This window comes from Bartonella gliris (assembly GCF_045277155.1).
GTDB lineage: Bacteria > Pseudomonadota > Alphaproteobacteria > Rhizobiales > Rhizobiaceae > Bartonella > Bartonella gliris.
Map to the genome: position 1 here is coordinate 1337603 of NZ_CP123962.1, position 25444 is coordinate 1363046.

Consider the following 25444-nt stretch of genomic DNA (forward strand, 5'->3'; position numbering starts at 1 on the left):
ACAAGGGAAAGAAAAATAGATGAATGAAAAAATTCGGCACCTGCGAAAACTTTTCTAAGTACAGATGATCATTCTTTTTTTACTGAGTTCGCGTGCTTTTGCGTCTTTATTTTGAAGCCAGTTTTTTCTGCTTTTAACGATCATTTTGTCAAAAACACTCTGGTTTTTCTCATTGTTACGTGTGGTACTTTAGAATATCAAGAAAGCCTTATGAGCTTAACAAATGGTGTTTTTTCGCTTTCTTATCTTTTGTTTTCTGTGACAGGAAGGTCGTTGGTTAACTGCTTTAGTAAAGCAAAAATTGCGCATTTAATTAAATTTTTTACTTTCTTCATTGCTTTAGCAACTGCAGGTTCTCTTCTTTTATCTTCTATCACTTTGCTTATGGTATATTTATTTCTTTTTAGTTCTGCCTCAGCACTTTTAGGACTCATTAAATATGCGACATTACCCGCCCCTATGGCAAAACTCCATCTGCCACGTACCAATGCATGGATAGAAACTGCACCTTTACCGCGATTTTATTTTGATCCTTTTTCGCGTACTTTTTCGTTTAGAAATAAAAACATAGAAAATTTTTCCAAAGCAGGAAAATCTCTCATTTTAACTTTTAATCATATATACTTTTTTGATGTTTTTCTTGCTCTCGCTATTTGCGAAACAATAAAGTTGCACAATCCTGTTATTGTTATCGACGCCAAGACGACAAAACTTTGGTGATTTCGCCTTTTTCTTAAATATATCAATACTTTTCCTATCGATCCTATCCCCCCATTCGCAAACTGCAGTTTTATAGATATGCAATACAGGGAAAACCGCTTGTCATTTTTCCAGAAAAGAATACCTCTGCTACAAAAACTTTCATGAAAGTTGATAAACGTGCTGTCGTGATTGTTGATAAAACAAGAGAAAAAGTGGTTCCACTTAAAATTTATGGTCTTGAATGCTCTCTTTTTCAAGTTTCTCTGATATTCACAAACGCCGCAAACTTTTTCCTAAAGTATGTACTATCGTTAACGAACTTGTTGATTTAAATATTGATAATCGTGCTCATCGCCAAGCTGTGGGAAATCAACAGTGCCATATACTATACCATGTTATGTCTAATCTCGTCTTTTGAACTCTAGGTTAAAAACTACATTTCTTCATGAATATATTAAACGTCCTCGCAATTAAATTATAGGATATGCATATAAATTATTGAAGATTTTCTTATAGATCCAATAAGTTATCGACTTATACCCTTATTCTCAAGAATTCGCATTTTAGCTCCAAAACCAGTTGTACTTCCCCTCAAAAATTATCAGAATGTTGCCGCTTCTCAAAAAAGATAAAGGTGAGTAAAAAACAAGTTTTTGTTTTGCGCCTTAATCAAATATAGCTAAAATAGCTAATTCCTTTCCAATTTATCCAAATGAAACTGCCTTTCTTGTCACCAGAAGAATAGATTTTTTAATCTTACAAAAATTTAATAAAAATATTGGATGTTCTTGGTCTAGACTAATCCTTTCATTACCAATTTGTAAGCCTTCCTTTTAATAAAAGTCTCTTGTAATTTTCAAATAAATCTCCATAATAAGGGGAGGTATGCTGGAATTCCGCTAGCGTCACTGGGGTTTTTCGTGTTTAGCAATCCTTTTTAACCCCAGCAGCTGACGGAACATATGCTAAAGGATTTTATATTATGGCTGATTTCAAAAATTTACGTTCAGCGTCTGTCTCTCGTGCGGATGCATCAATCGATCAAGGATTGCGCAGCTATATGCTGGGCGTCTATAATACAATGGCCATTGGTTTGCTTATTACAGCCGCTGCCGCTTATGCGATTGCCTCATTGGCTACAACGACGGATATGAGCCAAGCAGCCGCTCAAATCAATAGAAGTGTCTATTTAACATCATTTGGAGTGACATTTTATACGTCACCGTTCTCTTATATTGTTATGTTTGCACCACTTATAGCTGTGCTATTTCTCAGTTTTAAAATCAACACGCTGAGTACAAGTGCAGCCCGTAGTCTCTTTTTTGGTTATGCTGCCCTTGTTGGACTCTCATTGTCCTCGATCGTTTTGCGTTATACACCAGAAAGTGTTGTACAAACATTTGTCATTACCGCTGCATCTTTTGGTGCTCTTTCACTTTATGGTTATACGACAAAACGTGATCTCACGGCGATGGGTTCATTCTTTTTTATCGGTTTGGTTGGCTTGATGCTTTCCATGATTGTTAATATCTTCCTTGGATCTAGCGCTCTGCAATTTGCTATTTCTGTGATTGGTGTTTTTATCTTTGCTGGCCTAACAGCTTACGATACACAGAGCATCAAATTAATGTATTACGAAGGGGATGGAGATGATACCCGAGGTCGTAAAATTATCATGGGTGCATTGAATCTCTATCTTGATTTTATCAATATGTTTGTCTTCTTGCTACAATTTCTTGGTTCGAACCGTGATTGATTACAGCAATTACTGATCAATTTAAAAACCTTGTTTCTAAAAAGAAGCAAGGTTTTTTTAATTTTTAATATGAGTGTTTACTTACTAACTCTTTTTAGTACCCATGTTCAAACGATATAAAAAATTACAACCCTAAAATGATAAAAAAGCCTCATAAGCGAAAATTTCTCTGGCCAACCACATTTATCCAGCAAAAACTCCATACTCCCCTGTTAAACGTTATTCGTAGTCGTTCTGGTTATCAGTCAATCGTAATCAAAGATAACGATTATGATCTTGTTGTTGCTTCTTATAATATCCATAAATGTGTAGGTGTTGATAAAGTTTTTAACCCTACCCGTATTGTGCGTGTTATTGCTGAACTAAAAGCTGATATTCTCGCTCTTCAAGAAGCAGACAAACGTTTTGGAGAACGCAAAGGCTTGATTGATCTTCAGCTCTTAAAAGCTGAAACAGGTCTATTTCCAGTACCCCTGAACACTATGTCACCACATGGTCATGGTTGGCATGGAAACGCTCTTTTTTTGCGTCAGGGACGTATATGTGATATCTTACAAATTACTCTTCCTGGTATTGAACCTCGTGGTGCTGTGATTGTAGAATTAGAAATGAAAAGTGGCAAAATTCGTGTTATTGCTGCTCATTTTGGTCTATTGCGCCACTCTCGTAATCAGCAAGTAAAAATGCTTCTTGCGCTTCTGCAAAAACGCCCTCTTATGCCCACACTTCTCATTGGTGATCTCAATGAATGGAGGTTAGGTAAAAGGTCATCTTTAAATCTTTTTTCTTCCTATTTTGATAGCACACTCGGAGCTGTGCCAAGTTTTCCTTCTCGCTTTCCCTTTTTGGCTCTTGATAGAATTTTGGCTTTCCCTCATCAATTGGTAATAAACATTGAAAACCATTTTTCACCTCTCGCACGTATTGCTTCAGATCATTTACCAATTAAAGCGCATCTTAGTCTTGCTCATGCAATGACCACTCTTAAAAATAAAATAAGTAAAGAAAACTAATGTGCTTCATCCCAATTTCGAGCAGCCATTACTTTTACTTCAAGCGGCACAGATAAAGATAATACCGGCATTGTAGCATTTTCCATAATCTTTTTAACAAGAGCTATGGTCTTATCACTCTCGGCTTTTGGTACTTCAAAAATCAGTTCATCATGCACCTGCAGCAACATTTTTGCTGATAGTTTTTCTTTTTCTAAAGCATCTTCCATCTGAATCATGGCACGACGAATGATATCTGCCGCTGATCCTTGTATCGGCGCATTAATAGCAGCTCGTTCATTAAAAGCACGAACTTGCGGATTAGAAGCTTTTATTTCAGGATAATGAATACGACGACCAAAAATAGTTTGCACATAACCATGTTGACGTGCAAACATTTTAGTTGTTTCCATATAGTCTTTAATTCCTGGAAATCTTTCAAAATAAAGTTGAATATAACGACCTGCCTCTTGTCGCGAAAGACCTAATTGATTTGCTAATCCAAAGGCTGAAATACCATAAATAATGCCAAAATTAATTGCCTTTGCGCGTCTGCGTATATCTGACGACATTTCTTTTACATCAACTCCAAACATTTGTGACGCAGTTATCGCATGAATATCTTGACCTTGTGCAAAAGCTTCTTTTAATGCAGCGATATCAGCAATATGCGCAAGAATACGTAATTCAATTTGGCTATAATCGGCTGATAAGAGCACATGCCCTTCCGGAGCAATAAAAGCTGTTCGGATTTTACGCCCTTCAGCAGTGCGTATCGGTATATTCTGCAAATTGGGTTCTGATGATGATAAACGCCCTGTTGATGTTATTGCTAAAGAATAATTCGTATGAACGCGCCCTGTTTTAGGCAAAATATAAGAAGGTAAAGCGTCTGCGTAAGTTGATTTTAATTTTACCAGTTGACGCCAATCAATAATCTTACGTGGCAAAAGATGACCTTCAGCAGCTAACTCTTCTAAAGTCTGAGCAGAAGTTGACCATTGGCCACCTTTCGTCTTAGTATCCCCAGACAACCCCATTTTACTAAAGAGAATATTGCCTAATTGCTTTGGCGAAGCAATATTAAATTTCTCACCAACTAACTGATAAATTTCTTCTTCCAAAGCAAAAGCAGCTTGTGCTAATTCTCCCGAAAGACGCAATAAAATCTGTCGATCAATAAGAATCCCACGTTCTTCCATTCTTGCAAGAACTTCTATTAGTGGTCGATCAAGGCGTTCATAAATTTTTGTCATTCCCTGTGCTACAAGCTGTGGTTTTAAAACTTGCCACAAACGAAGCGTTATATCGGCATCCTCTGCTGCATAAAAAGTTGCCTGTTTTAAATCTACTTGCGCAAAGGAAGAAATCTTTTTTCCATTATGCGTTAAATCCTTGTAAGCAATTGGTTTATGTCCGAGCCAGCGTTCAGACAAAGCATCCATATTATGCGTTAAAGCTCCAGCATCTAAAACATATGACAAAAGCATTGTGTCATCAAAAGAGCGTATCACAATACCTTGTTGCTTCATCACCAACCAATCATATTTTATATTTTGACCAATTTTTAAAATAGCTTGATTTTCCAATATTGGTTTTAAAAGCGTCAAAGCCTTTTTGGTCTCAATTTGTTCAGTAATACGTCCACCTCCCCAAAGATCATCTCCTCCTTCAATATGTTCAAGTGGTATATAGGCTGCTTTTCCTGGCTGTAATGCTAATGAAAAACCAACAAGCTTTGCTTGCAGTGGATCAAGGGAAGTTGTTTCAGTGTCAAAAGCAAAATAACCTTGCTCTTCTGCTTCTAACAACCATTCTTGCAAAATTTCTTTATCCAGAATGGTTTTATAAGCCTCTCTTGTAATTTTTTGCGTAAGAGCTTGATCTTTACGTTTTTGTGCCAAAACCTGTGGAGAATTTTCAGAAAAACTATGCGATAGCGACGCATCAACTTTTTGAACATCAAGAGCGTGTCCATAACCAATCTCTGCCTGCTCAATATTTACATCAAGTGCATCAATAACAGTTGCATCACATGCTGTTGCTTCTGCCACGCGGCGCGTAAGTGTTGTAAATTCCATAGCCTTCAGAAAAGCAATTAAACGCGGACCATCTTGTGGTTCCAAAACAAAACTCTCTAAATCATTCTCTATAGGGACATCTGTTTTAAGTCTCACTAATTCACGAGAAATCTTTGCTTGTTCAGCATAAGTTTGAATATTTTCACGCCGTTTTGTTTGCTTAATTTCTGCCGCGCGTTGTAATAAAAGATCAAGAGTGCCAAATTGATCTAACAATTGTGCTGCAGTTTTGGGACCAATACCTGGAATACCTGGAACATTATCTGTTGAATCTCCGGTCAAAGCTTGCAAGTCGACCATTTTTTCAGGTGCCACACCCCATTTTTCTATGACCTCAGAAATACCAATATGTTTATCTTTCATTCCATCATATAAAGATACGTGTGTATTCACTAGTTGCATTAAGTCTTTATCAGAAGAAATAATCGTTGTTTTTGCTCCATTTTGAGTTGCTAAATGTGCATAGGTAGCAATTAAATCATCTGCCTCAAATCCTTCTTTTTCAATACAAGGCAAATTAAAAGCCTTTGTTGCCTGTCGTATTAACGCAAATTGAGGAATAAGATCTTCAGGAGGAGCCTCTCGATTGGCTTTATATTGAGGATAAATTTGTTTACGAAATGTATCAGAGGAATAATCAAAAATGACAGCAAAATGTGTTGGAACAACACCAACGGCTGTATTACGGGCATCACAGAGTAATTTCCATAACATATTACAAAAACCGGCGACAGCCCCTACAGGAAGTCCATCCTTTTTACGCTTTAAAGGTGGTAAAGCATAATAAGCACGAAAAATATAGCCTGATCCATCAACCAAAAAAAGATGATCTTTTGTTTCCATGACAATTCCATTTCTCCATTTCAGCTAAAAAATAACTTACTCTTATATTTTTTTTAATGATTATTTTTAAATTTATCGATTTGCCTCTAAAAAGCCATTTTTTGCCTTCATAAAGCAACAAGTCGTTACATTTATATTTAGTACCTAAAGCTTTTCTTTGCTGTTACAGGACATAATAGCTTTCATTTTGCTCCTCCTATGAAAGCTGAGGTACAACGTAGCGACATAAGGTCGTTGTGGTGTTCCCCTCCCCACAACGACCGTATTTTTAGAATTTTTGTTATTTCAGATTTAAATAATCTTTTTAGGAAAATAAAAAAGGAATTATTAAGGGATTTTAAAATAATTCCAGAGAGCTTTTTCACCCATTTTTCTGATAAAATCGGCATGCATACTTTTTTCTTGTGCACTTAACCTTGAGGGTAAGGCTTGGGGACGAGCTTTAACTGATGAAAAAGCATTTTTATCACTTTTGATATCCGCAACACTCTCACCGTTATCAAAACCCAATACCCCCTGTTTTCCACCAATGAGCTCAATATAAACATCGGCGAGAATCTCCGCATCAAGCAGAGCACCATGAAGAACACGATGGCTATTATCAATTCCAAAACGTTTGCACAAAACATCAAGAGAATTAGGACCCATAGGAAATTTTCGCCGTGCTATAGCCAAAGTATCAAGAATATTATCAACACTGATAAGTGGCTTATTCGCCCGTCCTAATTCTGCATTTAGAAAGCCAATATCAAAACTTGCATTATGGGCAATCATTGTCGCGCCATTGATAAATTCCAAAAACGCATCGGCAATATCACTAAAGCTTTTTTCATTCTTTAAGCGTTCATTGGTTAGCCCATGGATTGCTACAACCTCGTCAGGAATAATAACACCTTGCGGATTTAAATAAACATGGAATCGGCGCCCTGTGAGGTAGCGATCAACCATTTCTACACAACCGATTTCGATTATGCGATCTTTCTCTTTATCCAAACCTGTTGTTTCTGTATCAAAAATAATTTCACGCATTATTTTAATTCTTTAACAAAGTTTTTATCACGTCAAAAACTTGTTGACGTGTATTTTTTAAATCTTTTCCTGTATCAATGATAAAATCAGCACGTTCTCGTTTTTTTTCATCAGATATTTGTTTAGCATTGATAAATGCAAATTTTTTTTCATTCATATTTGGACGAATCATTGCACGTTCTTTTTGTATTTCCAAGGGTGCAGAAACAACTATTACGCTATCTACACGATTTTCACTCTTTGTTTCAAAAAGCAGAGGAATATCAAGAACAATTAATTTTTCTCCCCTTTTGCGTGCTTGATCAATAAATTCTTTTTCTTTTTCCTGCACTAAAGGGTGAATCATTTTTTCTAATGTTCGTAATTTTTCACTATCATTGATCAAAATCTCTGAAAGTTTTACGCGATTAACGTTACCGTTTTCAACAACATCAGGAAAAGTATGTTCTATGAGCGACAAAACTGGTTCACTCCTATAAAGTTTATGTACTGCCTCATCAGCACTAAAAACGGGAATACCTGCTTGTCTGAAAAAATTAGCAACTGTTGATTTTCCCATAGCTATTGATCCGGTCAGTCCTATGATTTTCATCCCCTTTTTTCACCCATATCCTCTAAAATTGCCATCCGTAACGCCTTTGTCACTTGTGGTCTTACTCCAAACCATCGTTCAAAACCAGGAACAGCCTGATGTAAAAGCATACCAAGCCCATCAACAGTTCTTAAACCATGCGCTTTTGCTTGTTGTAAAAAAGGTGTTATCAACGGCGTGTAAACAATATCTGTCACTAACGCTGTTTTTTTTGTTTTATGAAAATCGCAAAAAAAAGAATCACTTTTTTTCTCGTGTGGGTTTGTCATGCCAACGGAAGTTGTATTGACAATCAAATCAGCCTGAGAAAGTATTTCATGCATCTTATGCCAATCATGAACTTCGACAGGTTTTCCAAAATGCTTGGCTAAATTATCTGCCCGTTGCTTGGTACGATTCAATAAACAAATACGTTCAAATCCCCGTTTTTTTAAGGCATACAGGATAGCACATGCAGCACCACCTGCACCAAAAACAAGAGCTGTTTCCCCAGCCCAACCAGGAGCCGAATCATCAAGATTAGCGCTAAAACCATAAGCATCACTATTTGTGGCACAAAGTTTGTTCCCTTCATACCATAGCGTATTAGCAGCACCAATCATTGTTGCTACCTCATCTTTGTGATTCGCTAAACGAAAAGCTTCTTGCTTATAAGGTAAAGTAACATTGCCTCCACAAAAACCTCTTTTTTGTAGAGATGCAAGAAAATTTCCAAATCCTTCAGGTGTTATTTCCTGTGCTAGATATTCACCTTGTAAACCGTATTGTTTAAGCCAAAAACTGTGAATTTTTGGCGATTTTGAATGGTGGATAGGAGTACCAACAACAAAAGCACGTGGAAAATTTTCTTCTTCCTGCTTTATTGCCAAATTAACCATCAATGACTCCCAAATGACGCAATTTTACTAATAAAGGTAAGAGTGGTAAACCAATAATAGTAAAAAAATCTCCGTCAATTTTTTCAAAAAGATGAATTCCTTCTCCTTCAATTTGGTACACTCCCACACTGTTTAAAATATCTATCCCTACACGCGCTAAATAACGTTCAATGAACTCTGGTGAGAGAGGACGTACAGACATATGAGCACTAAAAGCTTCCACCCAAATTTCTTGGCCATTTTGAAATAAAGCCACCGCGCTATGAAGAACATGAGTCTTGCCTGATAAAGCACACAAACGTTGATGTGCTTCCTTATTATTTGTAACTTTATGAAAAATTTTACCTTCTAAATCAAGTACTTGATCACAGCCAATGACTAAGGCATCAGGAAAGCGATCAGAAACATTTTTTGCTTTTGCACTCGCAAGAAAACAGCTGAGTTCTTTAGGCGTTTTTACTTCTCCTGTTTTTTCTACCTCTCTTTCATCAAAAGAGGCTCCCTCAATGAAAAAACTTAAACCTGCTTTTTTCAACAATTGTGCACGATAAGAACTAAGGGATGCTAAGATTAACGTATCTGCTTCCATGAGAGTTTTCTTTCATTTTCCTTCACGAAATCGTGACAAAAGTTCAAATATTGCTGCAGCAGTTTCTTCAATAGAGCGTCTTGTGACATCAATAATAGGCCAATCAAAACGTTCGCAAATGCGTTTTGCATAAGTTAATTCTTCAGCTATACTGATTCGGTTAGTATAACTTTCAAGAGAAAAACCATCCCCTAAATCTCTATTTTGACGAATATGTGAGATTCGTTCAGCTGAAGCGATTAAGCCAACAATCAAAGCGTTTTTTGCTTCTAAAAGGGTTTCAGGTAAATCAATCCCTGGAATAAGAGGAACATTCGCAGTTTTTATTCCACGATTTGCTAAATAGATACTGGTTGGCGTTTTAGACGTTCTTGAGATACCGACAAGGATCACATCTGCATCCAATAAACTATTGGGAGATTGTCCATCATCATGCTCTATTGTAAAATCCAACGCCTCAATACGACGAAAATAATCTGCATTAAGATCATGCTGTGCACTAGCACGTAAATTTTTGGGCATTCCAAGATAAGACTGAAAAGCATCTAAAACAGGGTGTAGTATATCAATACAGGGAATTTCTATGTTCTTACATTTTCTTTTAAGAAGCAGTTTAATTTTTTTATCAATGATTGTGTAGAGAACAATACCAGGCTCTTGTTGTATCTCATCAAGAGCTCTTTGTAACTGTGTTTCATTTCGAATCATCGGATAGATATGTTCTGTTGTCTGAATCATTGTGTATTGCGATGCTACAGCTCTTCCAACAGAGATTAATGTTTCCCCCGTTGCATCAGACAGCATGTGCAAATGAAAGGATTTTTTTTCTCTTGTCACAAAAATTTTAACCCCTTGTTAATAAATGTGCATATACCTTGGTAAATTTTTATAAAATGAAAATTTAGAGAATATTCTCCATCATTATGCACAAATTGAATGATTATAATAAATAAAATCCCCTTATGTAAAAAGAACGGGGAAAATGTCCTTAAAATAGTGTTATACTTTATTTTTTTTCATTTTCCTTTGTGGATAAAATTGAGGATGAATGAGGTATAAATAATAATCCACACTAAACACAGCCTTAAATAAGAAAAATCCTCTCTCTTAAATTATTAATTTAGAAATTTAGAAAAAATAAAAATGTTTTGAATATTAACTTATTAACGATATAAGGTATTTTAATATTATTTCTTTGAATCTATTAAGAGTGATATATTGTGTAAATTCTTTTAAACATTATTAAATAATCTTTTTAAAAAAAATTTTATGTATCATTTCAATTTGTATAAGCGATTTTGAAATATGATTGTTAAATTTTATACGAATGTAAATCTTATAAAGGATACTTGAAGTTTTTAAAAGTTAAGTGTAGAATATTCCTACTTTATTAAGAGTGTCCTATTCTTCAAATTTTCCATAAATTAATTTTTAAAACAATCCCTTATCTACTAAAAAGAGCATATTTTATGCAAGAAATGAAATTACAAGAACTTAAAAGTAAAAATCCGGTTGAACTTGTCTCTTTTGCTGAAACATTAGAAGTTGAGAATGCTTCTCTCATGCGTAAGCAAGAATTGATGTTTGCTATCTTGAAAAAACTTGCTTCACAAGATGTAGAAATTATAGGAGAAGGAGTTGTTGAAGTTTTACAAGATGGATTTGGATTTTTGCGATCTGCCGATGCTAATTATCTTCCAGGTCCTGATGATATTTATCTTTCGCCCGCACAGATTCAATCTTTTTCTTTAAAAACAGGCGATACTGTTGAAGGCCCCATACGTAGTCCAAAAGAAGGAGAACGCTATTTTGCCCTTCTTAAAATTAATACAATCAATTTTGAAGATCCTGAAAAAATCCGTTATAAAATTCATTTTGATAATTTTACACCCCTTTATTCTAATGAACGTTTCCAAATGGAAATACAGGATCCTACAGAGAAGGATATGTCTTCACGGGTGATTGATTTGATATCACCATTGGGAAAAGGACAAAGAGGATTAATTGTAGCACCTCCTCGAACAGGAAAAACTGTTTTACTTCAAAATATTGCTCATTCTATCACCACTAATCATCCTGAATGTTATCTCATTGTTCTTTTAATAGATGAACGACCAGAAGAGGTTACTGATATGCAGCGTTCTGTAAAAGGAGAGGTGGTTTCTTCTACTTTTGATGAACCAGCAATACGTCATGTGCAAGTGGCTGAAATGGTTATTGAAAAAGCAAAACGCCTCGTTGAATATGGGCGTGATGTTGTTATTTTGCTTGATTCTATTACACGGCTTGGACGTGCGTATAATACAGTTGTTCCTTCATCAGGAAAAGTTTTGACAGGTGGTGTGGATGCAAATGCTCTGCAGCGTCCAAAACGTTTTTTTGGAGCAGCACGTAATATTGAAGAAGGTGGGTCTTTAACCATTATTGCAACGGCTTTGATTGATACAGGTAGCCGTATGGATGAGGTTATTTTCGAAGAATTTAAAGGAACAGGTAATTCGGAAATTGTTCTTGATCGTAAAGTTGCTGATAAGCGCATTTTCCCAGCTATGGATATTTTGAAGTCGGGAACACGTAAAGAAGAGCTTTTAGTAGCACGACAAGATTTACATAAGATTTTTGTTCTTCGTCGTATTTTAGCACCTATGAATGTAACAGATGCTATTGAATTTTTGATTGATAAATTAAAACAAACAAAAAATAACAGTGAATTTTTTGATTCAATGAATACGTAGAATCATTAATTTTTTCGGTTAGGATTCTTCCTGTGGATACAATCTTTGCTGTTTCGAGTGGATTGTTGCCTTCAGGGGTTGCAGTCATTCGGCTTTCTGGTCCTCATGTTGTGCATATTGTTAAAACGCTTTGTGGCCGTTTGCCTAAAGCGCGATTCATGCATTATGGAGATCTTACGGCTCGTGATGGAAGCTTTTTAGATTCTGCTTTAACTGTTTTTTTTCCTGCTCCTCATAGTTTTACAGGTGAAGATTGTGCAGAGTTTCATTTGCATGGAGGGAAAGCGGTTGTTAACCGTTTTCTTGATGAATTGTCTACATTTGAAGACTGTCGTGTTGCAGAAGCAGGAGAATTTTCGCGTCGTGCATTTATTGAGGGAAAATTAGATCTTGTTCAAGCAGAAGCTCTTGCTGATTTAATAGAAGCGGAAACGGAAAGTCAGCGGCGTTTAGCAGTTATGGGCACAAGTGGACGTTTAACAACACTTTATCGTAATTGGCGTCATATGCTTATAAAAGCACGTGCTTTTATAGAAGCGGAGCTTGATTTTTCTGATGAAGCGGATGTCCCAAACTCCATATCTGATGAAGTTTGGAGAGATATGGAAAAACTCTGTGCTTCTCTTCGAGAACATATTGCTGAAGGTGAACGCGCGAGTGTTTTACGTGATGGATTAAAGGTTGTTATAGCTGGTGCTCCAAATTCTGGAAAATCAAGCATTATGAATCGTTTGGCTGGAAGGCCTGTTGCTATTGTGACAGAAGAAGCAGGAACGACACGTGATGCTTTGGAAATGAGACTTGTTTTTGGTGGTTTACCAGTTTTTGTGACGGATACTGCTGGTTTTAGGGAGACAGAAAATAAAATCGAGCAATTAGGAATAGAAGTCGCAAAGCAGCATGTTAGGGATGCTGATTTAGTCATTTTAGTTTATGATATGCTAAATCCAAAAGAGATTGAATTACCAAAAACATCGGCTGAAATATGGCGTATCGGTAATAAGCTTGATCTTTATGAAAAAAATGAAAACCATTGGTTTATACAGTTTTCTGCAATAACTGGTTTAAATTTTGATTATTTTATTAAAGAACTAGAGTCATTTTGTTCATGTCGTACTGCTGAAATTGGAAATCTTGTTCCAGCACGTAAAAGGCAACTTCAGTTATTAAAAGAGGCTGTTAAAGAGATAGAATCTTCCATAAATAATCATACTCTTGATTTAAGTTTACGTGCAGAACATCTTCGCCGTGCAAGTGATTTTCTTGGGAGAATTACGGGGGATATAGATGTTGAAGATTTGCTTGATATTATTTTTTCAGAGTTTTGTATTGGTAAATAATGATTCACGTGAAACATTGATTATTTAATAGACAGATTAGGAAGATCATGTATTTTAACCTTGTTTCACGTGAAACTTGAGAGTAGATTCTCTATGGAATGAATCAAATGCGATTATATGATGTCATCATTATTGGGGGTGGTCATGCTGGCTGCGAAGCAGCTTCAGCTTCAGCACGCGCTGGGGCGTGTACAGCACTCATTACACATAAAATATCAGCACTAGGAACAATGTCATGTAATCCCGCTATTGGTGGACTTGGAAAAGGACATTTGGTTCGTGAAATAGATGCCTTGGATGGACTTATGGGGCGAGCAGCCGATGCTGCTGGAATTCAATTTCGACTTCTTAATCGGCGTAAAGGACCGGCAGTAAGAGGACCACGCACACAAGCAGATCGACAGCTCTATAAAAAAGCAATTCAAAAACTTCTGCAACAACAAAATAATTTAACCCTTATTGAAGATGAAGCACTTGATCTGATTGTTAAAGATAATCATGTATCAGGTGTTCTTTTGAAAAAAAATGGACAATTTTTCTCTGGTGCTGTTGTTTTAACAACAGGTACGTTTTTGCGTGGTTTTATTCACATTGGTGATAAAACATGGTCAGCTGGGCGTATGGGCGAACAATCAAGTATACAGCTTGCTGAACGTTTAGAAAGTTATGGTATAAGTCTTGGACGGTTGAAAACAGGAACTCCTCCTCGGCTTAGTAAACAAACAATTCATTGGAAGTATCTTCCAAAACAGAAAGCTGATGAGGATCCAGTTCCTTTTTCTCTCTTAACAGACAAAATAGAACAACCTCAAATTGAATGTGCAATAACACGGACAAATACACAAACACATAAAATTATCCATGAAAATATTCAGCGATCTGCTTTATATTCTGGAGCTATTGAAGGGATAGGTCCACGATATTGCCCTTCAATTGAAGATAAAATTATTAAATTTGGTGAACGTGATGGACATCAGATTTTTCTGGAACCAGAGGGGTTAAATACTGATACTGTTTATCCAAATGGTCTTTCAACGTCTCTTCCTGAAGATGTACAAATTTCTTTATTGAAAACAATTGAGGGATTAGAAAATGTTGAAATTCTACAACCTGGCTATGCTATAGAATATGATTTTGTTAATCCACAACAACTGACTAAAACCTTAGAGTTACGCTCTTTACCGGGGCTATTTTTAGCAGGCCAAATTAATGGTACGACGGGATATGAAGAAGCTGCAGCACAAGGTCTTTTGGCTGGGTTAAATGCTGCACGTAAAGTAGGAAAATTAGATGAAATACTTATAAGTCGCTCTGCTGCTTATATTGGGGTTATGGTAGACGATTTAATTTCACGTGGAGTTTGTGAACCTTATCGAATGTTTACATCACGTGCTGAATTTCGTTTATCTTTGCGGTCTGATAATGCTGATACTCGTTTAACGCCTTTGGCACAGCAATGGGGTGTTGTGAGTAAGGCACGTTGGGACTGTTATCAGCAAAAAAAGCACCGTCTTGATCAAGCACGATCAATGTGTCAAAAACTTTTTCTAACACCTAATGAAGCATCTGCTCATGGATTGCAAGTAAATCATGATGGAATTCGGCGTTCAGCTTATGATCTTCTTTCTTATCCTCATATGACTATAGAGCGTCTTTCACATTTTTGGCCACAATTACAGTCAATTGATTCTAAAACAGTTGAATCTTTAGAAATTGAAGCACAGTATGCAGTTTATTTAGAAAAACAAGCCCAGGATATTGCTGCTCTTCAGCGAGATGAGCGTTTAGAAATTCCTTCTTCTCTTGATATTCAGGCAATTTCTGGTCTTTCAAATGAGTTAAAAACAAAAATTCAAAAAATATCACCACGTTCAATTGCTGATGCACAAAAGATTGATGGTATGACCCCAGCAGCATTGTCACTCATTATCACTTATATTCAACGTCAAAAACGTGAAAAGGCTCAATCGGTTTAATGGATGTTTCCACAGAACAAAAATATCAAGAACTCTTAAATATTATTCCTTCTGTTTCACGTGAAACGATGAAGGATTTAATACAATTTGAAGCTTTAATAATTCAGTGGAATGCTTATATTAATTTGGTATCCCCTGCAACAATACCAGTTCTATGGACACGTCACATATTAGACTCAGCCCAAATTTATCCTTTACAGAACCACTTACGTTGGTGTGATCTTGGATCAGGAGGAGGTTTTCCTGCAATTGTTATTGCTATTTTAATGAAAGAAAAAAAAGGTGGGCATATTGATCTTGTTGAAAGTAATGGAAAAAAAATAGCTTTTTTACGAACAGTTATTGCTCAACTTAGTCTTCCAGCAACAGTTCATCATTGTAGAATTGAAAATGTGTATGAAAAAATAAAGTCACCAGACGTTATAACAGCGCGAGGATTAGCTCCGTTGGATGATCTCTTACAGCTTATTTTTCCATTATTAACAGAAAAAACAATAGCTCTTTTGCAAAAAGGTCGGGATTACTCTACAGAAATAACAAATGCCTCTGCCAATTGGCACTTTGATCTGCTAAAACATAAAAGTAAAATTGATGAAAATTCTGTTATTTTAGAAATTTCTCATGTTCGATCATGTAAAGGGTAAAGCAAAATGAGCGAAACACGAATTATCGCTATTGCAAACCAAAAAGGTGGAGTCGGCAAAACAACTACAGCAATTAATCTTGCAACAGCTTTAGCAGCTATTGGTGAAAATGTTCTCATTATGGATGTTGATCCACAAGGTAATGCAAGTACAGGATTGGGAATTGATCGTAATAGTCGTCCTTTATCATCTTATGATGTTTTAATTTCAGGAATTTCAGTTACAAAAGCAGCTTTGAAAACAGCTGTGCCAAATCTCCATATTGTGCCCTCTACTCTTGATCTTTTAGGCGTAGAAATGGAAATTGCCTCATCACAAGACCGTATCCAACGTTTACGTAAAGCCCTCTGTGATGATCCGAAGATGATCAAAAAATTTAGTTATATTTTAATTGATTGTCCTCCATCACTTAATCTTTTAACACTCAACGCTATGGGAGCAGCAGATTCTGTTTTAGTGCCTATGCAATGTGAATTTTTAGCACTTGAAGGTTTAAGTCAATTGCTTGAAACAGTAAAACAAGTGCGGTCTGTTCTTAATCCATCTTTAGAAATTCAAGGTATTGTCCTAACAATGTATGATGGGCGTAATAATCTTTCGAATCAAGTTGTTGAAGATGTACGTTCTTTTATGGGAGATAAAGTTTATCGTACCGTTATTCCACGAAATGTACGTGTGTCTGAAGCTCCCTCTTTCGGTAAACCAGTACTGCTTTATGATCTGAAATGTGCTGGTAGCCAAGCCTATTTGCGTTTAGCATCGGAAGTGATTCAACGAGAAAAACAAGCACGCGCTGCTGCTTAGAAATAAAAAAATTTTGTAAGAAAATTTAAAGAGCAAAATTATGAATGATGATCAATCAAAAAAAAGACTAGGGCGTGGATTAGCAGCGTTAATTGGAGATATCAATTTAAATAACAATCTTGCACGTTCATCAAGTGCTGAAAAAACTGCAGAGTTCAGTGCAGTTCCTGCATTTTCTGAGCGATTTGTGCCACTTGAATCTATCTCGTGCAATCCAAATAATCCGCGGCGCCATTTTACTGATTCAGAACTTGATAATTTAGCACAATCAATTCGCAAGCATGGTGTTGTTCAACCTGTCATTGTAAGACATTCACGTGATAATCCCCATCGGTTTGAATTAATCGCTGGTGAGCGGAGATGGCGTGCTGCACAACGAGCTAATTTAAGTCAATTACCGGTCATTGTTCGCGATGTAGATGATAAGACGGCTTTGGAATTGGCAATTATTGAAAATGTTCAGCGTGCCGACCTTAATCCTATCGAAGAGGCAATGGGATACGAAATTTTACTGAATGAGCATGGATATACGCAGGCAGATTTGGCACAAGTGATTGGAAAAAGCCGGAGTCATGTTGCAAATACGCTTCGTTTGTTAAAACTTCCACAAAAAGTACAACAATTTTTAACTGATGGGCAACTCTCAGCGGGTCATGCACGCTGTCTTATCACTGTTGATAATCCGCAAGATTTAGCCGAAAAAATTATTCGCGAAGGGCTCTCTGTGCGCCAAACGGAAATACTTGCATATGAACAGGCAAATCCCAAGGTCAAAAAACGAACTTCTGTTGAAAAAGATACGGAAACAAAATCTCTGGAGAAATTACTTGCAGATGTAATCGGGATGAAAGTGGTTATTCGACATGGTAAAAAAGGTGGTGATTTAAAAATACACTATTCTTCATTAGAGCAATTGGATGATCTTTGCCGGCGTTTACAAAATTAATCAATTGTCCAAAATAGCACGAATTCTATCGATATGTTTTTGACCGAACTTTAAATTATCCAAAGATATAGTATTTTTTCCACCTAAGAAAATTTCTTTGTCTTCAAGAGCTATTATTGCAGCTAAAGTTGCTTGAAGTGCCATAAGACCAATAACGTAATCTTTAGGTGTGAGATTATTTTTTCTTAAAAGATCGGTTAGTTTTGGTCTAGCAGAAATAGAGGCAATGAGTCCTTCAATGCTATTGTCATTTCCAGTATTTGGTGCTTCTGGCTCTGGAGGTAAGTCTTCAGTTTCTTTTTTTATTTGTTCTATTTTTGAGAGGAAATCTTCTGTTAAGGGATAATTTGTAACAATATTTGGATTGCTGCTAGATGAGAGAAAAAATTTATTATCTGTTCCATTCGCCATTGTTATTTGAACATATGTTAAAGGAAAAAGAAAAAGTAAACGCAATACAAATTTAAACATAATTAAAAATTATCCTTTCTTTTCCGGATTTCAGCAAAGACTTCTTCATCTGTTTCTTTTTCCATTGCAAGATTTCTTCGCAACGTACTATCATCCCAGCGAAGAAAAGGATTGGTAACTTTTTCTTCCCCTAAGGTTACAGGTAAAGTCATGGCGCCTTTTGCACGCAATAAAAAAACATCCTCTACCCTTTTATGAAGTTTTTGATTATGTGGATCAAGTGTTAATGCGAAAAGAGCATTGGTTTTAGTGTATTCATGGCCACAATAAAGAAGTGTTTCATCGGGAAGTTGACGCAATTTTTTTAAAGAGCTCAGCATTTGTACCGGTGTTCCTTCGAAAAGACGTCCACAGCCAAGTGAGAAAAGTGTATCTCCGGCAAAGAGTAATTTTTTTTCAGGAAAGTAATATGACAATGCTCCCAGCGTATGACCGGGTGTTGAGAGAGCTAAAAGTCTGTGTGGGCCAAAGAAAAAACTTTCATCAGGTTGAAGTGTTTGGTCAAGATGACTAATCTTTTCTTTTTCTGCTTCTGGTCCAATAACTACAGTCTTGTAAATTTGTTTTAATTCCGCTAGCGCTTCTATGTGGTCGTGATGATGGTGAGTGATAAAAATAGTCTGAAGCGTCCAGTTATGGCGTTTGAGGGCATTATGGATCGCTTCGCTTTCAGGTGCATCAATTGCTGCTGTGTAACCACTTTTTTCATCATGAATGAGTACACCAAAATTATCTTCTCGACAGATAAATTGTTCAATCAACACGTACTTTCTCCATAAAAAGTCAGAAATAAATTTACCAAATAATCTGTCGTGATAAATGCATTATTTTTAAGAATTAGACTTATCCTTTTCTATCAAAAGATCCTTTGAATGTTTTAGTATAGTAGGCATTTGTGTGAACATGAAGAGAATTGTTATAGGCATAACGCCAAATACTTTAAAACTTGTCCAAAAATTATCGCTAAAATTGCGCCAAACGACTTCATTTAAAAGGGCAAGAAAAACGAAAAAAAATGCCCAGCGATAGGTAAGTTTTTCCCATCCTAAATCATCAAGTTTTAAAGTAGAATCGAACGCATAACGCAAAAGCGGTTTTTTAAAAAACATACCACCAAAGAGAATAAGAGCAAATAGACTATTAATTATTGTTGGCTTCATTTTGATAAAAGTATCGTTGTGGAGCCAAAGAGTTAAGAATCCAAAGACTATAACAAATATCCCTGAAATAAGAGGCATTATAGGAATTTTACGTGCAAGAGTCCATGATAAGATTAAAGCAATGATGATCGCTACCATGAAAATAGCTGTTGCAGGGAAAATAGGTTTATTAAAGCTTTTAAAAAATCCAATATTCTTTATTAGCCACTCACCTTTATAATTAGCGAGAAAAAAGACGACTAAAGGCCCCATTTCCAAGACAAATTTAAGAGTTGGTGAAAGAGCTTCTCTTTGATTCTTGTCAACATTCTCCGAATCGGAATTATTGGATGGATTAGGCTTAGAAAAAAATTGGTTCATGCGTGTTTTCCTGTGATAGTTTCAGCAAAATCAGAAGCAGAAAAAGGTTGAAGATCTTCAACATTCTCTCCTATACCAATAAAATGAACAGGTAATTTGTATTTTGCTGCGATGGCAACAAGAATTCCTCCTCGTGCGGTACCATCTAGTTTTGTCATAACTAAACCGTTAACGCCGGCAATACCGTGGAAAATATCCACTTGGTTGAGAGCATTTTGCCCCGTGGTTGCATCAAGCGTTTGAAGGATTGTATGGGGTGCTTGGGGGTCGTGTTTTCTTAAAACACGAATAATTTTTGCCAATTCATCCATCAGTTCAGTTTTATTTTGTAAGCGTCCAGCTGTATCAATGATCAACACATCACTGTTTGCCTTTTTGGCTTTTTCATAAGCGTCAAAGGCTAAACTGGCAGCATCTGCACCTAGTTTTGTTGAAATAACAGGTGCTCCTGTGCGTTTACCCCAAATATGCAACTGCTCAATAGCTGCAGCGCGAAACGTATCACCAGCAGCTAGCATAACTTTTAGTCCCCCTGCAGTTAGTTTGGCTGCAAGTTTTCCAATAGTTGTGGTTTTTCCTGTGCCATTTACACCGACAAGCAAAATAACATGAGGTTTATGATTAAGATCAAGTTCTAGTGGAATTGCAATAGGTTCTAGCACTTTTTTGATTTCGTTAGCCACGATGATATGAATATCATCTGGAGATAGATTTTTTTCATAACGACTGGAAGCTAAGGTGTCAGTGATGCGTGTAGCCGTTTCCACACCAAGATCAGCTTGAATAAGGACATCTTCCAGCTTTTGCAACGTGTCTTCATCAAGCTTTCCTTTAACAAAGAGGTCACCAATAGATTCACTTAAACGCTGTGAAGAAAGAGCTAATCCTTTTTTTAGGCGTCCAAACCACGCTGTCTTTTTTTGTTCAACAGAGGATACAGGTAAAAGCTTTTCAACTTTCTTTTCATTGATTGTATCAGTGACAATTATTTTGCCAGAATATGATTTAAAAGGTCGGGTTTCTTCACCATAGTTTTCAGGTGTTGTCGTTTGGCTTTCTATTTGCTCTTCTTTTTCAATGTTTATAGAAGAACAATCGTTTTTTATAATTTCACTTTTTTGTTTATTTTTTTCTGCTATATCGGCTTCATAGGGAGTAGGAATTCGTTGTGATTGTGGCTCTTGAGGCTTTTTAAAAGAGAGCATTTTTTTGATAAAAGATTTTGTCATAAGGATTCCCTGCTCAAGCTGCGTTCAATTTTGGGAGAATAGCAATCAATTTATCGCCATCGTGATCAACGATAAGAGCTTGAACAATTGTTCCAGCTTTGGCACCTTTAATTTTTGCAAGAGTATAATCTTCCGTTCGTCCGATTTCATCTTTTTCAACGAGGATTGTTTGCTGACTGTTTTGTAAGCGGGTAAGGTGTTTTTGATAAGCTTCTTCACCCGCTTTGCGCAACCTTTCCGCACGCATCTTAACAACTCTACGATTAATTTGTGGCATACGTGCGGCAGGTGTTCCTTCTCTTGGACTAAAGGGAAAAACATGGAGATGTGTTAAATTACAGTCATTAATTAGAGAGAGACTGTTTTGGAACATTTCTTCTGTTTCAGTGGGAAAACCAGCAATTAAATCGGCACCATAAACCATTGTAGGACGTTTTGCACGTAAGTCTTGGCAAAATTGAATTGCATGTTCGCGCAGATGTCGCCGTTTCATTCGCTTTAGAATCATATTATCGCCTGCTTGTAAAGATAAGTGCAAATGTGGCATTATTCTCTTTTCATAGGTTAAAAGATCTATAAGTTCTTGATCTGCTTCAATAGAATCGATTGATGAAAGACGTAATCGAGGCAAATCAGGAACGTGATGCAAAATAGCTGAAGTTAATTTTCCTAAGGTTGCTTTTCCAGGAAGATCGTGGCCATAGCTTGTAAGATCAACACCTGTTAGGACCACTTCTTGAATACCATTGTCCGTTAACTGTTTAATTTGTTCAATGACGGCACCCATGGGAACTGAGCGTGATGGTCCGCGACCATAAGGAATAATGCAAAATGTACAGCGATGATCACATCCATTTTGTATCTGTACAAAGGCGCGTGTGCGCTCTTCCATAGCACTAACCATATGCGGAGCAATTTTTTGTACTTCCATGATGTCATTGATGCGCACTTTTTCATTATGGTTAATGCCAAAATCAGGGAGTTGACGATAAGAATGAGCATGGAGTTTTTCTTCATTGCCTAAAATAAGATCCACTTCTGTCATCAGAGCAAAATTTTTTGCTTCTGTTTGTGCGGCACATCCTGTAACAATAATACGGGCATGTGGATTTTCACGTTTTGCTTTTCGGATAGCTTGTTTTGCTTGCCGTACGGCTTCGGCAGTAACAGCGCAAGTATTAAAGATAATAGCACCATCTTTAAGCTGATCTAATCCAGAAGAAGCGCTTTCTTTGCGTATAATTTCTGTTTCGTAGCTATTAAGGCGACAACCAAAAGTTACAATTTCTATAGCCATCAAAAGTGATCCTTTTTATAGCTCCCTGTTAAAGGATTTAAAAAGCCACTAAATTCGTACTTAATTGGACCTGTCATAATAATATGATCGTCTTCTCGATAAAAAATATTCAGTTTTCCTCTTGGTAAATTTACATCGACATGGCGTTGTGTGAGTCCACGTCGATAGGCAGCTACTGCACTCGCGCAAGCAGCGCTACCACATGCTTGTGTTAAACCTGCCCCCCGCTCCCATGTTCGTAAATTTAGGCTTTTATGTGACGTTACACAAGCAATGGAAATATTGCATCGTTCTGGAAAAAGGGGATCATGTTCGAGTTTTGGTCCATATTTTTCTAATGGAATGTCTTGAATATTGCTTTCAACAAAAAAAATGGCGTGAAGATTGCCAATAGATACAAGGCAAGCATCTTTTAAGGGACCAGCAGTAAGTTCTACATGATTAGTGTCTAGTATTTCACGTGAAACAGGCATCTCTTTTGCATTGAAATGCGGGCATCCCATATCAACAGAGATGAGGTTATCACTTTGGCGCTTACCTTCAATAATTCCAGCGGGTGTTTCCAATCGAAAGCTTTCACCAAGATTGTGATCAATGAGCCATGCGATCACGCAGCGGGTACCATTACCGCATGCTTTAGCCATTGAACCATCAGCATTCCATATTTCGATGCGGAAATCAGCTTCATTTTGGGTGGGTGAATGGATAGCCATAATTTGATCAAAATGTGTTTGGTGATCTGTTGCTAAGGCAAAGATTGCTTGTGGTGTGAGTGCATGTGTGCTGTCGCGCATATCAGCAACAATGATTTGGTTTCCAAGACCGTCCATTTTGCTAAATGGCGTTTTCATGAAAGTTCTCTAATTTCTCGCAATTAATCATAAAGAATATATGGCTGAAAATCTTATGAATTTCCAGTGTTTAATGTATATAAACCGGTAGAAAAACTTATTATTATTCAAAATCGACAATTTTTATTCTGTTCTTTTTTATTTATTAATTTATCTTTGTAAAATGCCGTATAACAAATGTTCACCCATTTCTTCGAGTGAGCCTATTTATTGTCATGGGAAAGAGTATAGATATGACATTTTCAAAAAATTCACTTTTCATTGTAATCTCAATTATAACACTCTTGAGTGGTTGTTCAACATCGCGGTTTGATAATAATTATGAAGGTAATTCGTTAGAAGTTTTTTATCCACTTCAGCAAATGCCGAAAACTGTAGTGATGTCTGATCCATCAACGTTTCAAGCATCTGGAGCAGAAGATACTTCAGGGTATGAAAAGGGAGATTCTCGTAGTGATGAACGAATGGCTAATCTCGAGTTGCCAAGCAGTGCCATCGATTTATTTCCTGCAAGTATTGCTGGGGTATGGAATCTTTCTGTGGATGGTAGAGTTTGCCGAATTGCAACGCCACAAACAAAATTTGGCCAAGGGTACCGTGCTGGTCCTCTACACTGTCCAGGAATTGTTTCCCGAGTAAATTCATGGGCGGTTAAAGGAAAAAAATTATACTTTTATGATCGTTCGGGGCGTATTGTCGTTGTTCTTTATTCTTTCAATGTAGATCGTTTTGAGGGACGTACACTGGATAACCAATCAGTTGTTTTAAGCCGTTAAATTATTTTAGCTGTTATGAAAAAAGGAGAATATTCTTCATAGATATGTGGGATATGTCAGTAAAGCTTGGTTTTATTGAGAACGGCTTGAAGAAGGCTTTTAAAATGGTTTTGGTTTCGACACGCTATAAGGAGTTGGTCGCTCAGGGGAAAATAAACTTTGATCCTGCGCAATTGGCTTTAACAGAGCATTTTGATCATTTGTTACAAGAAATTGTGGCACAAAGAGTTTCTCGTCCTTGGGCGTTCTGGCATTTTTTTAAGAGAAAAAAACAAATTTATTCTCATGTTTCAAAACAGCATAGTGCTAATGGTTCCTTTCAGGGGTTGTATATTTATGGTGAAGTAGGACGAGGCAAAACTATGCTGATGGATTTGTTCTTTTCTTGTTTGCCACAAGGTTGTAAAAAGCGTGCCCATTTTAATGATTTTATGACAGATGTGCATGAACGCATTAATATTTATCGTCAAGCATCGAAAGATTCAAAATCAAACAAAATAATCCTATTTTGGCAGTTGCAGAAGATCTCGCACGAGAAGCACAAGTGCTTTGTTTTGATGAATTTAGCGTAACAGATATTGCTGATGCTATGGTGTTGGGGCGCCTTATCTCTGCTTTGTTTGATCAAGGGGTTCTCTTTGTTGCGACTTCAAATGTTGCTCCCGATAATCTTTATTATAATGGTTTAAACCGAGAGCTCTTTTTGCCATTTGTCCAAGTTTTGAAAGCACATGTTCGTGTTATTAATCTTGATGCAAAAACAGATTATCGTCTTGAAAAATCAAATCTACAACACGTGTATGTAACGCCGTTGGGACTGGAAGCAAATGAACGCATGGATCAGGCGTGGGCGCTGGTGCTGCAAGGACACAAGGAAATGCCTGATGAACTTTCTATCAGAGGGCGTCTTATTCATATTCCACGCTCTGGAGCGGGTTGCGCACGCTTTGATTATCAAGATTTGTGTGTAAAGCCCTTGGCCGCGGCTGAGTATTTAGCTTTGGGGGAGCGTTATCATACAATTTTTGTTGATAATGTGCCGGTGATGGATGATACGTGTCGCAATGAAACGAAACGATTTATTTTGCTTATTGATATTCTTTATGAACGCCACATAAGATTATTTATGTCTGCGGCAGCAGGGTTTGAAGATTTGTATAAAGGGCATGCGCAGACGACCGAAACCTTTGAGTTTCAGAGAACACAATCGCGTCTTTTTGAAATGCAAAGTCAAGATTATTTGAAGATTTGGGCAGAACATTTTCTTTTGAAGGGGAAAAATTGATCATCGCTTTACCTTTACGTAAACTGTAAGAGCAATAACTCTTTGAATTTAAAAGAAGTGTAATAATTCTGTTGTAATTTTTTAAAATTCACTTTATCGATACAGCGT

The 25444-nt window shown here is 36.7% G+C and carries 22 protein-coding genes and 1 pseudogene; 11 read left to right on the forward strand and 12 right to left on the reverse strand.

Going from position 1 to position 25444, the window contains the following annotated elements; genetic code table 11:
• The first annotated feature begins 111 nt into the window (after window positions 1–111).
• From QHG54_RS05955 to QHG54_RS05965, 3 genes are all read left to right on the forward strand, one after another.
• Complete coding sequence (locus QHG54_RS05955; protein ID WP_406604016.1) at window positions 112–720, forward strand: hypothetical protein; 609 nt, start codon at window positions 112–114, stop codon at window positions 718–720.
• 964 nt (window positions 721–1684) lie between these two features.
• Window positions 1685–2458, forward strand: a complete 774-nt coding sequence (locus tag QHG54_RS05960; protein WP_317992499.1) for a Bax inhibitor-1/YccA family protein — start codon at window positions 1685–1687, stop codon at window positions 2456–2458.
• 137 nt (window positions 2459–2595) lie between these two features.
• On the forward strand, window positions 2596–3471 hold the full coding sequence (locus tag QHG54_RS05965) for an endonuclease/exonuclease/phosphatase family protein (RefSeq protein ID WP_317992498.1): 876 nt from the start codon (window positions 2596–2598) through the stop codon (window positions 3469–3471).
• On the opposite strand, the gene polA is transcribed toward QHG54_RS05965, so the two are convergent.
• The 6 genes from polA to QHG54_RS05995 all read right to left on the reverse strand — a co-directional run bounded on the left by polA (window position 3468) and on the right by QHG54_RS05995 (window position 10299).
• Window positions 3468–6374 (reverse strand): DNA polymerase I, encoded by a 2907-nt coding sequence (polA, locus tag QHG54_RS05970; RefSeq protein WP_406604017.1) that lies wholly within the window; start codon window positions 6372–6374, stop codon window positions 3468–3470. The genes QHG54_RS05965 and polA overlap by 4 nt on opposite strands.
• Window positions 6375–6701: 327 nt before the next feature.
• A complete protein-coding gene (gene dnaQ / locus QHG54_RS05975; RefSeq protein WP_317992496.1) occupies window positions 6702–7403 on the reverse strand; it encodes a DNA polymerase III subunit epsilon in 702 nt (233 codons plus the stop codon).
• A gap of 4 nt (window positions 7404–7407) precedes the next feature.
• On the reverse strand, window positions 7408–7995 hold the full coding sequence (gene coaE / locus QHG54_RS05980) for a dephospho-CoA kinase (RefSeq protein WP_406604018.1): 588 nt from the start codon (window positions 7993–7995) through the stop codon (window positions 7408–7410).
• A complete protein-coding gene (locus QHG54_RS05985; RefSeq protein WP_317992494.1) occupies window positions 7992–8873 on the reverse strand; it encodes a shikimate dehydrogenase in 882 nt (293 codons plus the stop codon). The genes coaE and QHG54_RS05985 overlap by 4 nt, the downstream gene beginning before the upstream one ends.
• The gene (locus tag QHG54_RS05990; RefSeq protein ID WP_406604019.1) at window positions 8866–9462 is read right to left on the reverse strand and encodes a Maf family nucleotide pyrophosphatase; all 597 of its coding nucleotides are present in this window, start codon (window positions 9460–9462) and stop codon (window positions 8866–8868) included. Before QHG54_RS05990 ends, QHG54_RS05985 begins: the two co-directional genes overlap by 8 nt.
• Window positions 9463–9474: 12 nt before the next feature.
• Complete coding sequence (locus QHG54_RS05995) at window positions 9475–10299, reverse strand: pyruvate, water dikinase regulatory protein (RefSeq protein WP_317992492.1); 825 nt, start codon at window positions 10297–10299, stop codon at window positions 9475–9477.
• A 632-nt stretch (window positions 10300–10931) separates the two neighbouring features.
• On the opposite strand from QHG54_RS05995, the gene rho reads away from it, so the two are divergent.
• From rho to QHG54_RS06025, 6 genes are all read left to right on the forward strand, one after another.
• Entirely contained in the window at window positions 10932–12197 is a 1266-nt protein-coding gene (rho, locus tag QHG54_RS06000) for a transcription termination factor Rho (RefSeq protein ID WP_406604020.1), read from the forward strand.
• A gap of 32 nt (window positions 12198–12229) precedes the next feature.
• Window positions 12230–13537 carry a tRNA uridine-5-carboxymethylaminomethyl(34) synthesis GTPase MnmE gene (gene mnmE, locus QHG54_RS06005; protein ID WP_317992490.1) on the forward strand — a complete coding sequence of 436 codons (1308 nt, stop codon included), beginning with the start codon at window positions 12230–12232 and terminating at the stop codon, window positions 13535–13537.
• Between the two features lie 107 nt (window positions 13538–13644).
• Window positions 13645–15513 (forward strand): tRNA uridine-5-carboxymethylaminomethyl(34) synthesis enzyme MnmG, encoded by a 1869-nt coding sequence (mnmG, locus tag QHG54_RS06010; protein WP_406604021.1) that lies wholly within the window; start codon window positions 13645–13647, stop codon window positions 15511–15513.
• The gene (gene rsmG, locus QHG54_RS06015; protein WP_317992488.1) at window positions 15513–16157 is read left to right on the forward strand and encodes a 16S rRNA (guanine(527)-N(7))-methyltransferase RsmG; all 645 of its coding nucleotides are present in this window, start codon (window positions 15513–15515) and stop codon (window positions 16155–16157) included. The genes mnmG and rsmG overlap by 1 nt, the downstream gene beginning before the upstream one ends.
• Window positions 16158–16163: 6 nt before the next feature.
• The gene (locus QHG54_RS06020; protein ID WP_006923652.1) at window positions 16164–16961 is read left to right on the forward strand and encodes a ParA family protein; all 798 of its coding nucleotides are present in this window, start codon (window positions 16164–16166) and stop codon (window positions 16959–16961) included.
• 40 nt (window positions 16962–17001) lie between these two features.
• Entirely contained in the window at window positions 17002–17907 is a 906-nt protein-coding gene (locus QHG54_RS06025) for a ParB/RepB/Spo0J family partition protein (protein ID WP_406604022.1), read from the forward strand.
• Here QHG54_RS06025 and QHG54_RS06030 read toward each other — a convergent pair whose 3' ends face one another.
• The 6 genes from QHG54_RS06030 to dapF form a co-directional block, all read right to left on the reverse strand.
• Entirely contained in the window at window positions 17908–18378 is a 471-nt protein-coding gene (locus tag QHG54_RS06030) for a hypothetical protein (RefSeq protein WP_317992486.1), read from the reverse strand.
• A 2-nt stretch (window positions 18379–18380) separates the two neighbouring features.
• Complete coding sequence (gene gloB / locus QHG54_RS06035; RefSeq protein WP_406604023.1) at window positions 18381–19142, reverse strand: hydroxyacylglutathione hydrolase; 762 nt, start codon at window positions 19140–19142, stop codon at window positions 18381–18383.
• A gap of 66 nt (window positions 19143–19208) precedes the next feature.
• Window positions 19209–19898, reverse strand: coding sequence for a septation protein A (locus QHG54_RS06040; RefSeq protein ID WP_317992484.1), 690 nt, complete (start codon window positions 19896–19898; stop codon window positions 19209–19211).
• The gene (ftsY, locus tag QHG54_RS06045) at window positions 19895–21127 is read right to left on the reverse strand and encodes a signal recognition particle-docking protein FtsY (RefSeq protein WP_406604024.1); all 1233 of its coding nucleotides are present in this window, start codon (window positions 21125–21127) and stop codon (window positions 19895–19897) included. Before ftsY ends, QHG54_RS06040 begins: the two co-directional genes overlap by 4 nt.
• 13 nt (window positions 21128–21140) lie before the next feature.
• Entirely contained in the window at window positions 21141–22424 is a 1284-nt protein-coding gene (mtaB, locus tag QHG54_RS06050) for a tRNA (N(6)-L-threonylcarbamoyladenosine(37)-C(2))-methylthiotransferase MtaB (protein ID WP_317992482.1), read from the reverse strand.
• Window positions 22424–23275, reverse strand: coding sequence for a diaminopimelate epimerase (gene dapF, locus QHG54_RS06055; RefSeq protein ID WP_317992481.1), 852 nt, complete (start codon window positions 23273–23275; stop codon window positions 22424–22426). The genes mtaB and dapF overlap by 1 nt, the downstream gene beginning before the upstream one ends.
• A 233-nt stretch (window positions 23276–23508) precedes the next feature.
• Here dapF and QHG54_RS06060 point away from each other — a divergent pair, with 233 nt between their 5' ends.
• A complete protein-coding gene (locus tag QHG54_RS06060; RefSeq protein ID WP_317992480.1) occupies window positions 23509–24051 on the forward strand; it encodes an AprI/Inh family metalloprotease inhibitor in 543 nt (180 codons plus the stop codon).
• 104 nt (window positions 24052–24155) lie between these two features.
• Window positions 24156–25336, forward strand: a pseudogene (gene zapE, locus QHG54_RS06065) (cell division protein ZapE).
• Window positions 25337–25444 lie beyond the last annotated feature (108 nt).

What these genes read in the sequence shown, in the direction of transcription:
- QHG54_RS05960 (WP_317992499.1), top strand. Translation starts at nt 1,685, where the DNA reads ATGGCTGATTTCAAAAATTTACGTTCAGCGTCTGTCTCTCGTGCGGAT.
- QHG54_RS05965 (WP_317992498.1), top strand. Translation starts at nt 2,596, where the DNA reads ATGATAAAAAAGCCTCATAAGCGAAAATTTCTCTGGCCAACCACATTT.
- polA (WP_406604017.1), bottom strand. Translation starts at nt 6,374, where the DNA reads ATGGAAACAAAAGATCATCTTTTTTTGGTTGATGGATCAGGCTATATT.
- dnaQ (WP_317992496.1), bottom strand. Translation starts at nt 7,403, where the DNA reads ATGCGTGAAATTATTTTTGATACAGAAACAACAGGTTTGGATAAAGAG.
- coaE (WP_406604018.1), bottom strand. Translation starts at nt 7,995, where the DNA reads ATGAAAATCATAGGACTGACCGGATCAATAGCTATGGGAAAATCAACA.
- QHG54_RS05985 (WP_317992494.1), bottom strand. Translation starts at nt 8,873, where the DNA reads ATGGTTAATTTGGCAATAAAGCAGGAAGAAGAAAATTTTCCACGTGCT.
- QHG54_RS05990 (WP_406604019.1), bottom strand. Translation starts at nt 9,462, where the DNA reads ATGGAAGCAGATACGTTAATCTTAGCATCCCTTAGTTCTTATCGTGCA.
- rho (WP_406604020.1), top strand. Translation starts at nt 10,932, where the DNA reads ATGCAAGAAATGAAATTACAAGAACTTAAAAGTAAAAATCCGGTTGAA.
- mnmG (WP_406604021.1), top strand. Translation starts at nt 13,645, where the DNA reads ATGCGATTATATGATGTCATCATTATTGGGGGTGGTCATGCTGGCTGC.
- rsmG (WP_317992488.1), top strand. Translation starts at nt 15,513, where the DNA reads ATGGATGTTTCCACAGAACAAAAATATCAAGAACTCTTAAATATTATT.
- QHG54_RS06020 (WP_006923652.1), top strand. Translation starts at nt 16,164, where the DNA reads ATGAGCGAAACACGAATTATCGCTATTGCAAACCAAAAAGGTGGAGTC.
- QHG54_RS06025 (WP_406604022.1), top strand. Translation starts at nt 17,002, where the DNA reads ATGAATGATGATCAATCAAAAAAAAGACTAGGGCGTGGATTAGCAGCG.
- QHG54_RS06030 (WP_317992486.1), bottom strand. Translation starts at nt 18,378, where the DNA reads ATGTTTAAATTTGTATTGCGTTTACTTTTTCTTTTTCCTTTAACATAT.
- QHG54_RS06040 (WP_317992484.1), bottom strand. Translation starts at nt 19,898, where the DNA reads ATGAACCAATTTTTTTCTAAGCCTAATCCATCCAATAATTCCGATTCG.
- ftsY (WP_406604024.1), bottom strand. Translation starts at nt 21,127, where the DNA reads ATGACAAAATCTTTTATCAAAAAAATGCTCTCTTTTAAAAAGCCTCAA.
- mtaB (WP_317992482.1), bottom strand. Translation starts at nt 22,424, where the DNA reads ATGGCTATAGAAATTGTAACTTTTGGTTGTCGCCTTAATAGCTACGAA.
- dapF (WP_317992481.1), bottom strand. Translation starts at nt 23,275, where the DNA reads ATGAAAACGCCATTTAGCAAAATGGACGGTCTTGGAAACCAAATCATT.
- QHG54_RS06060 (WP_317992480.1), top strand. Translation starts at nt 23,509, where the DNA reads ATGACATTTTCAAAAAATTCACTTTTCATTGTAATCTCAATTATAACA.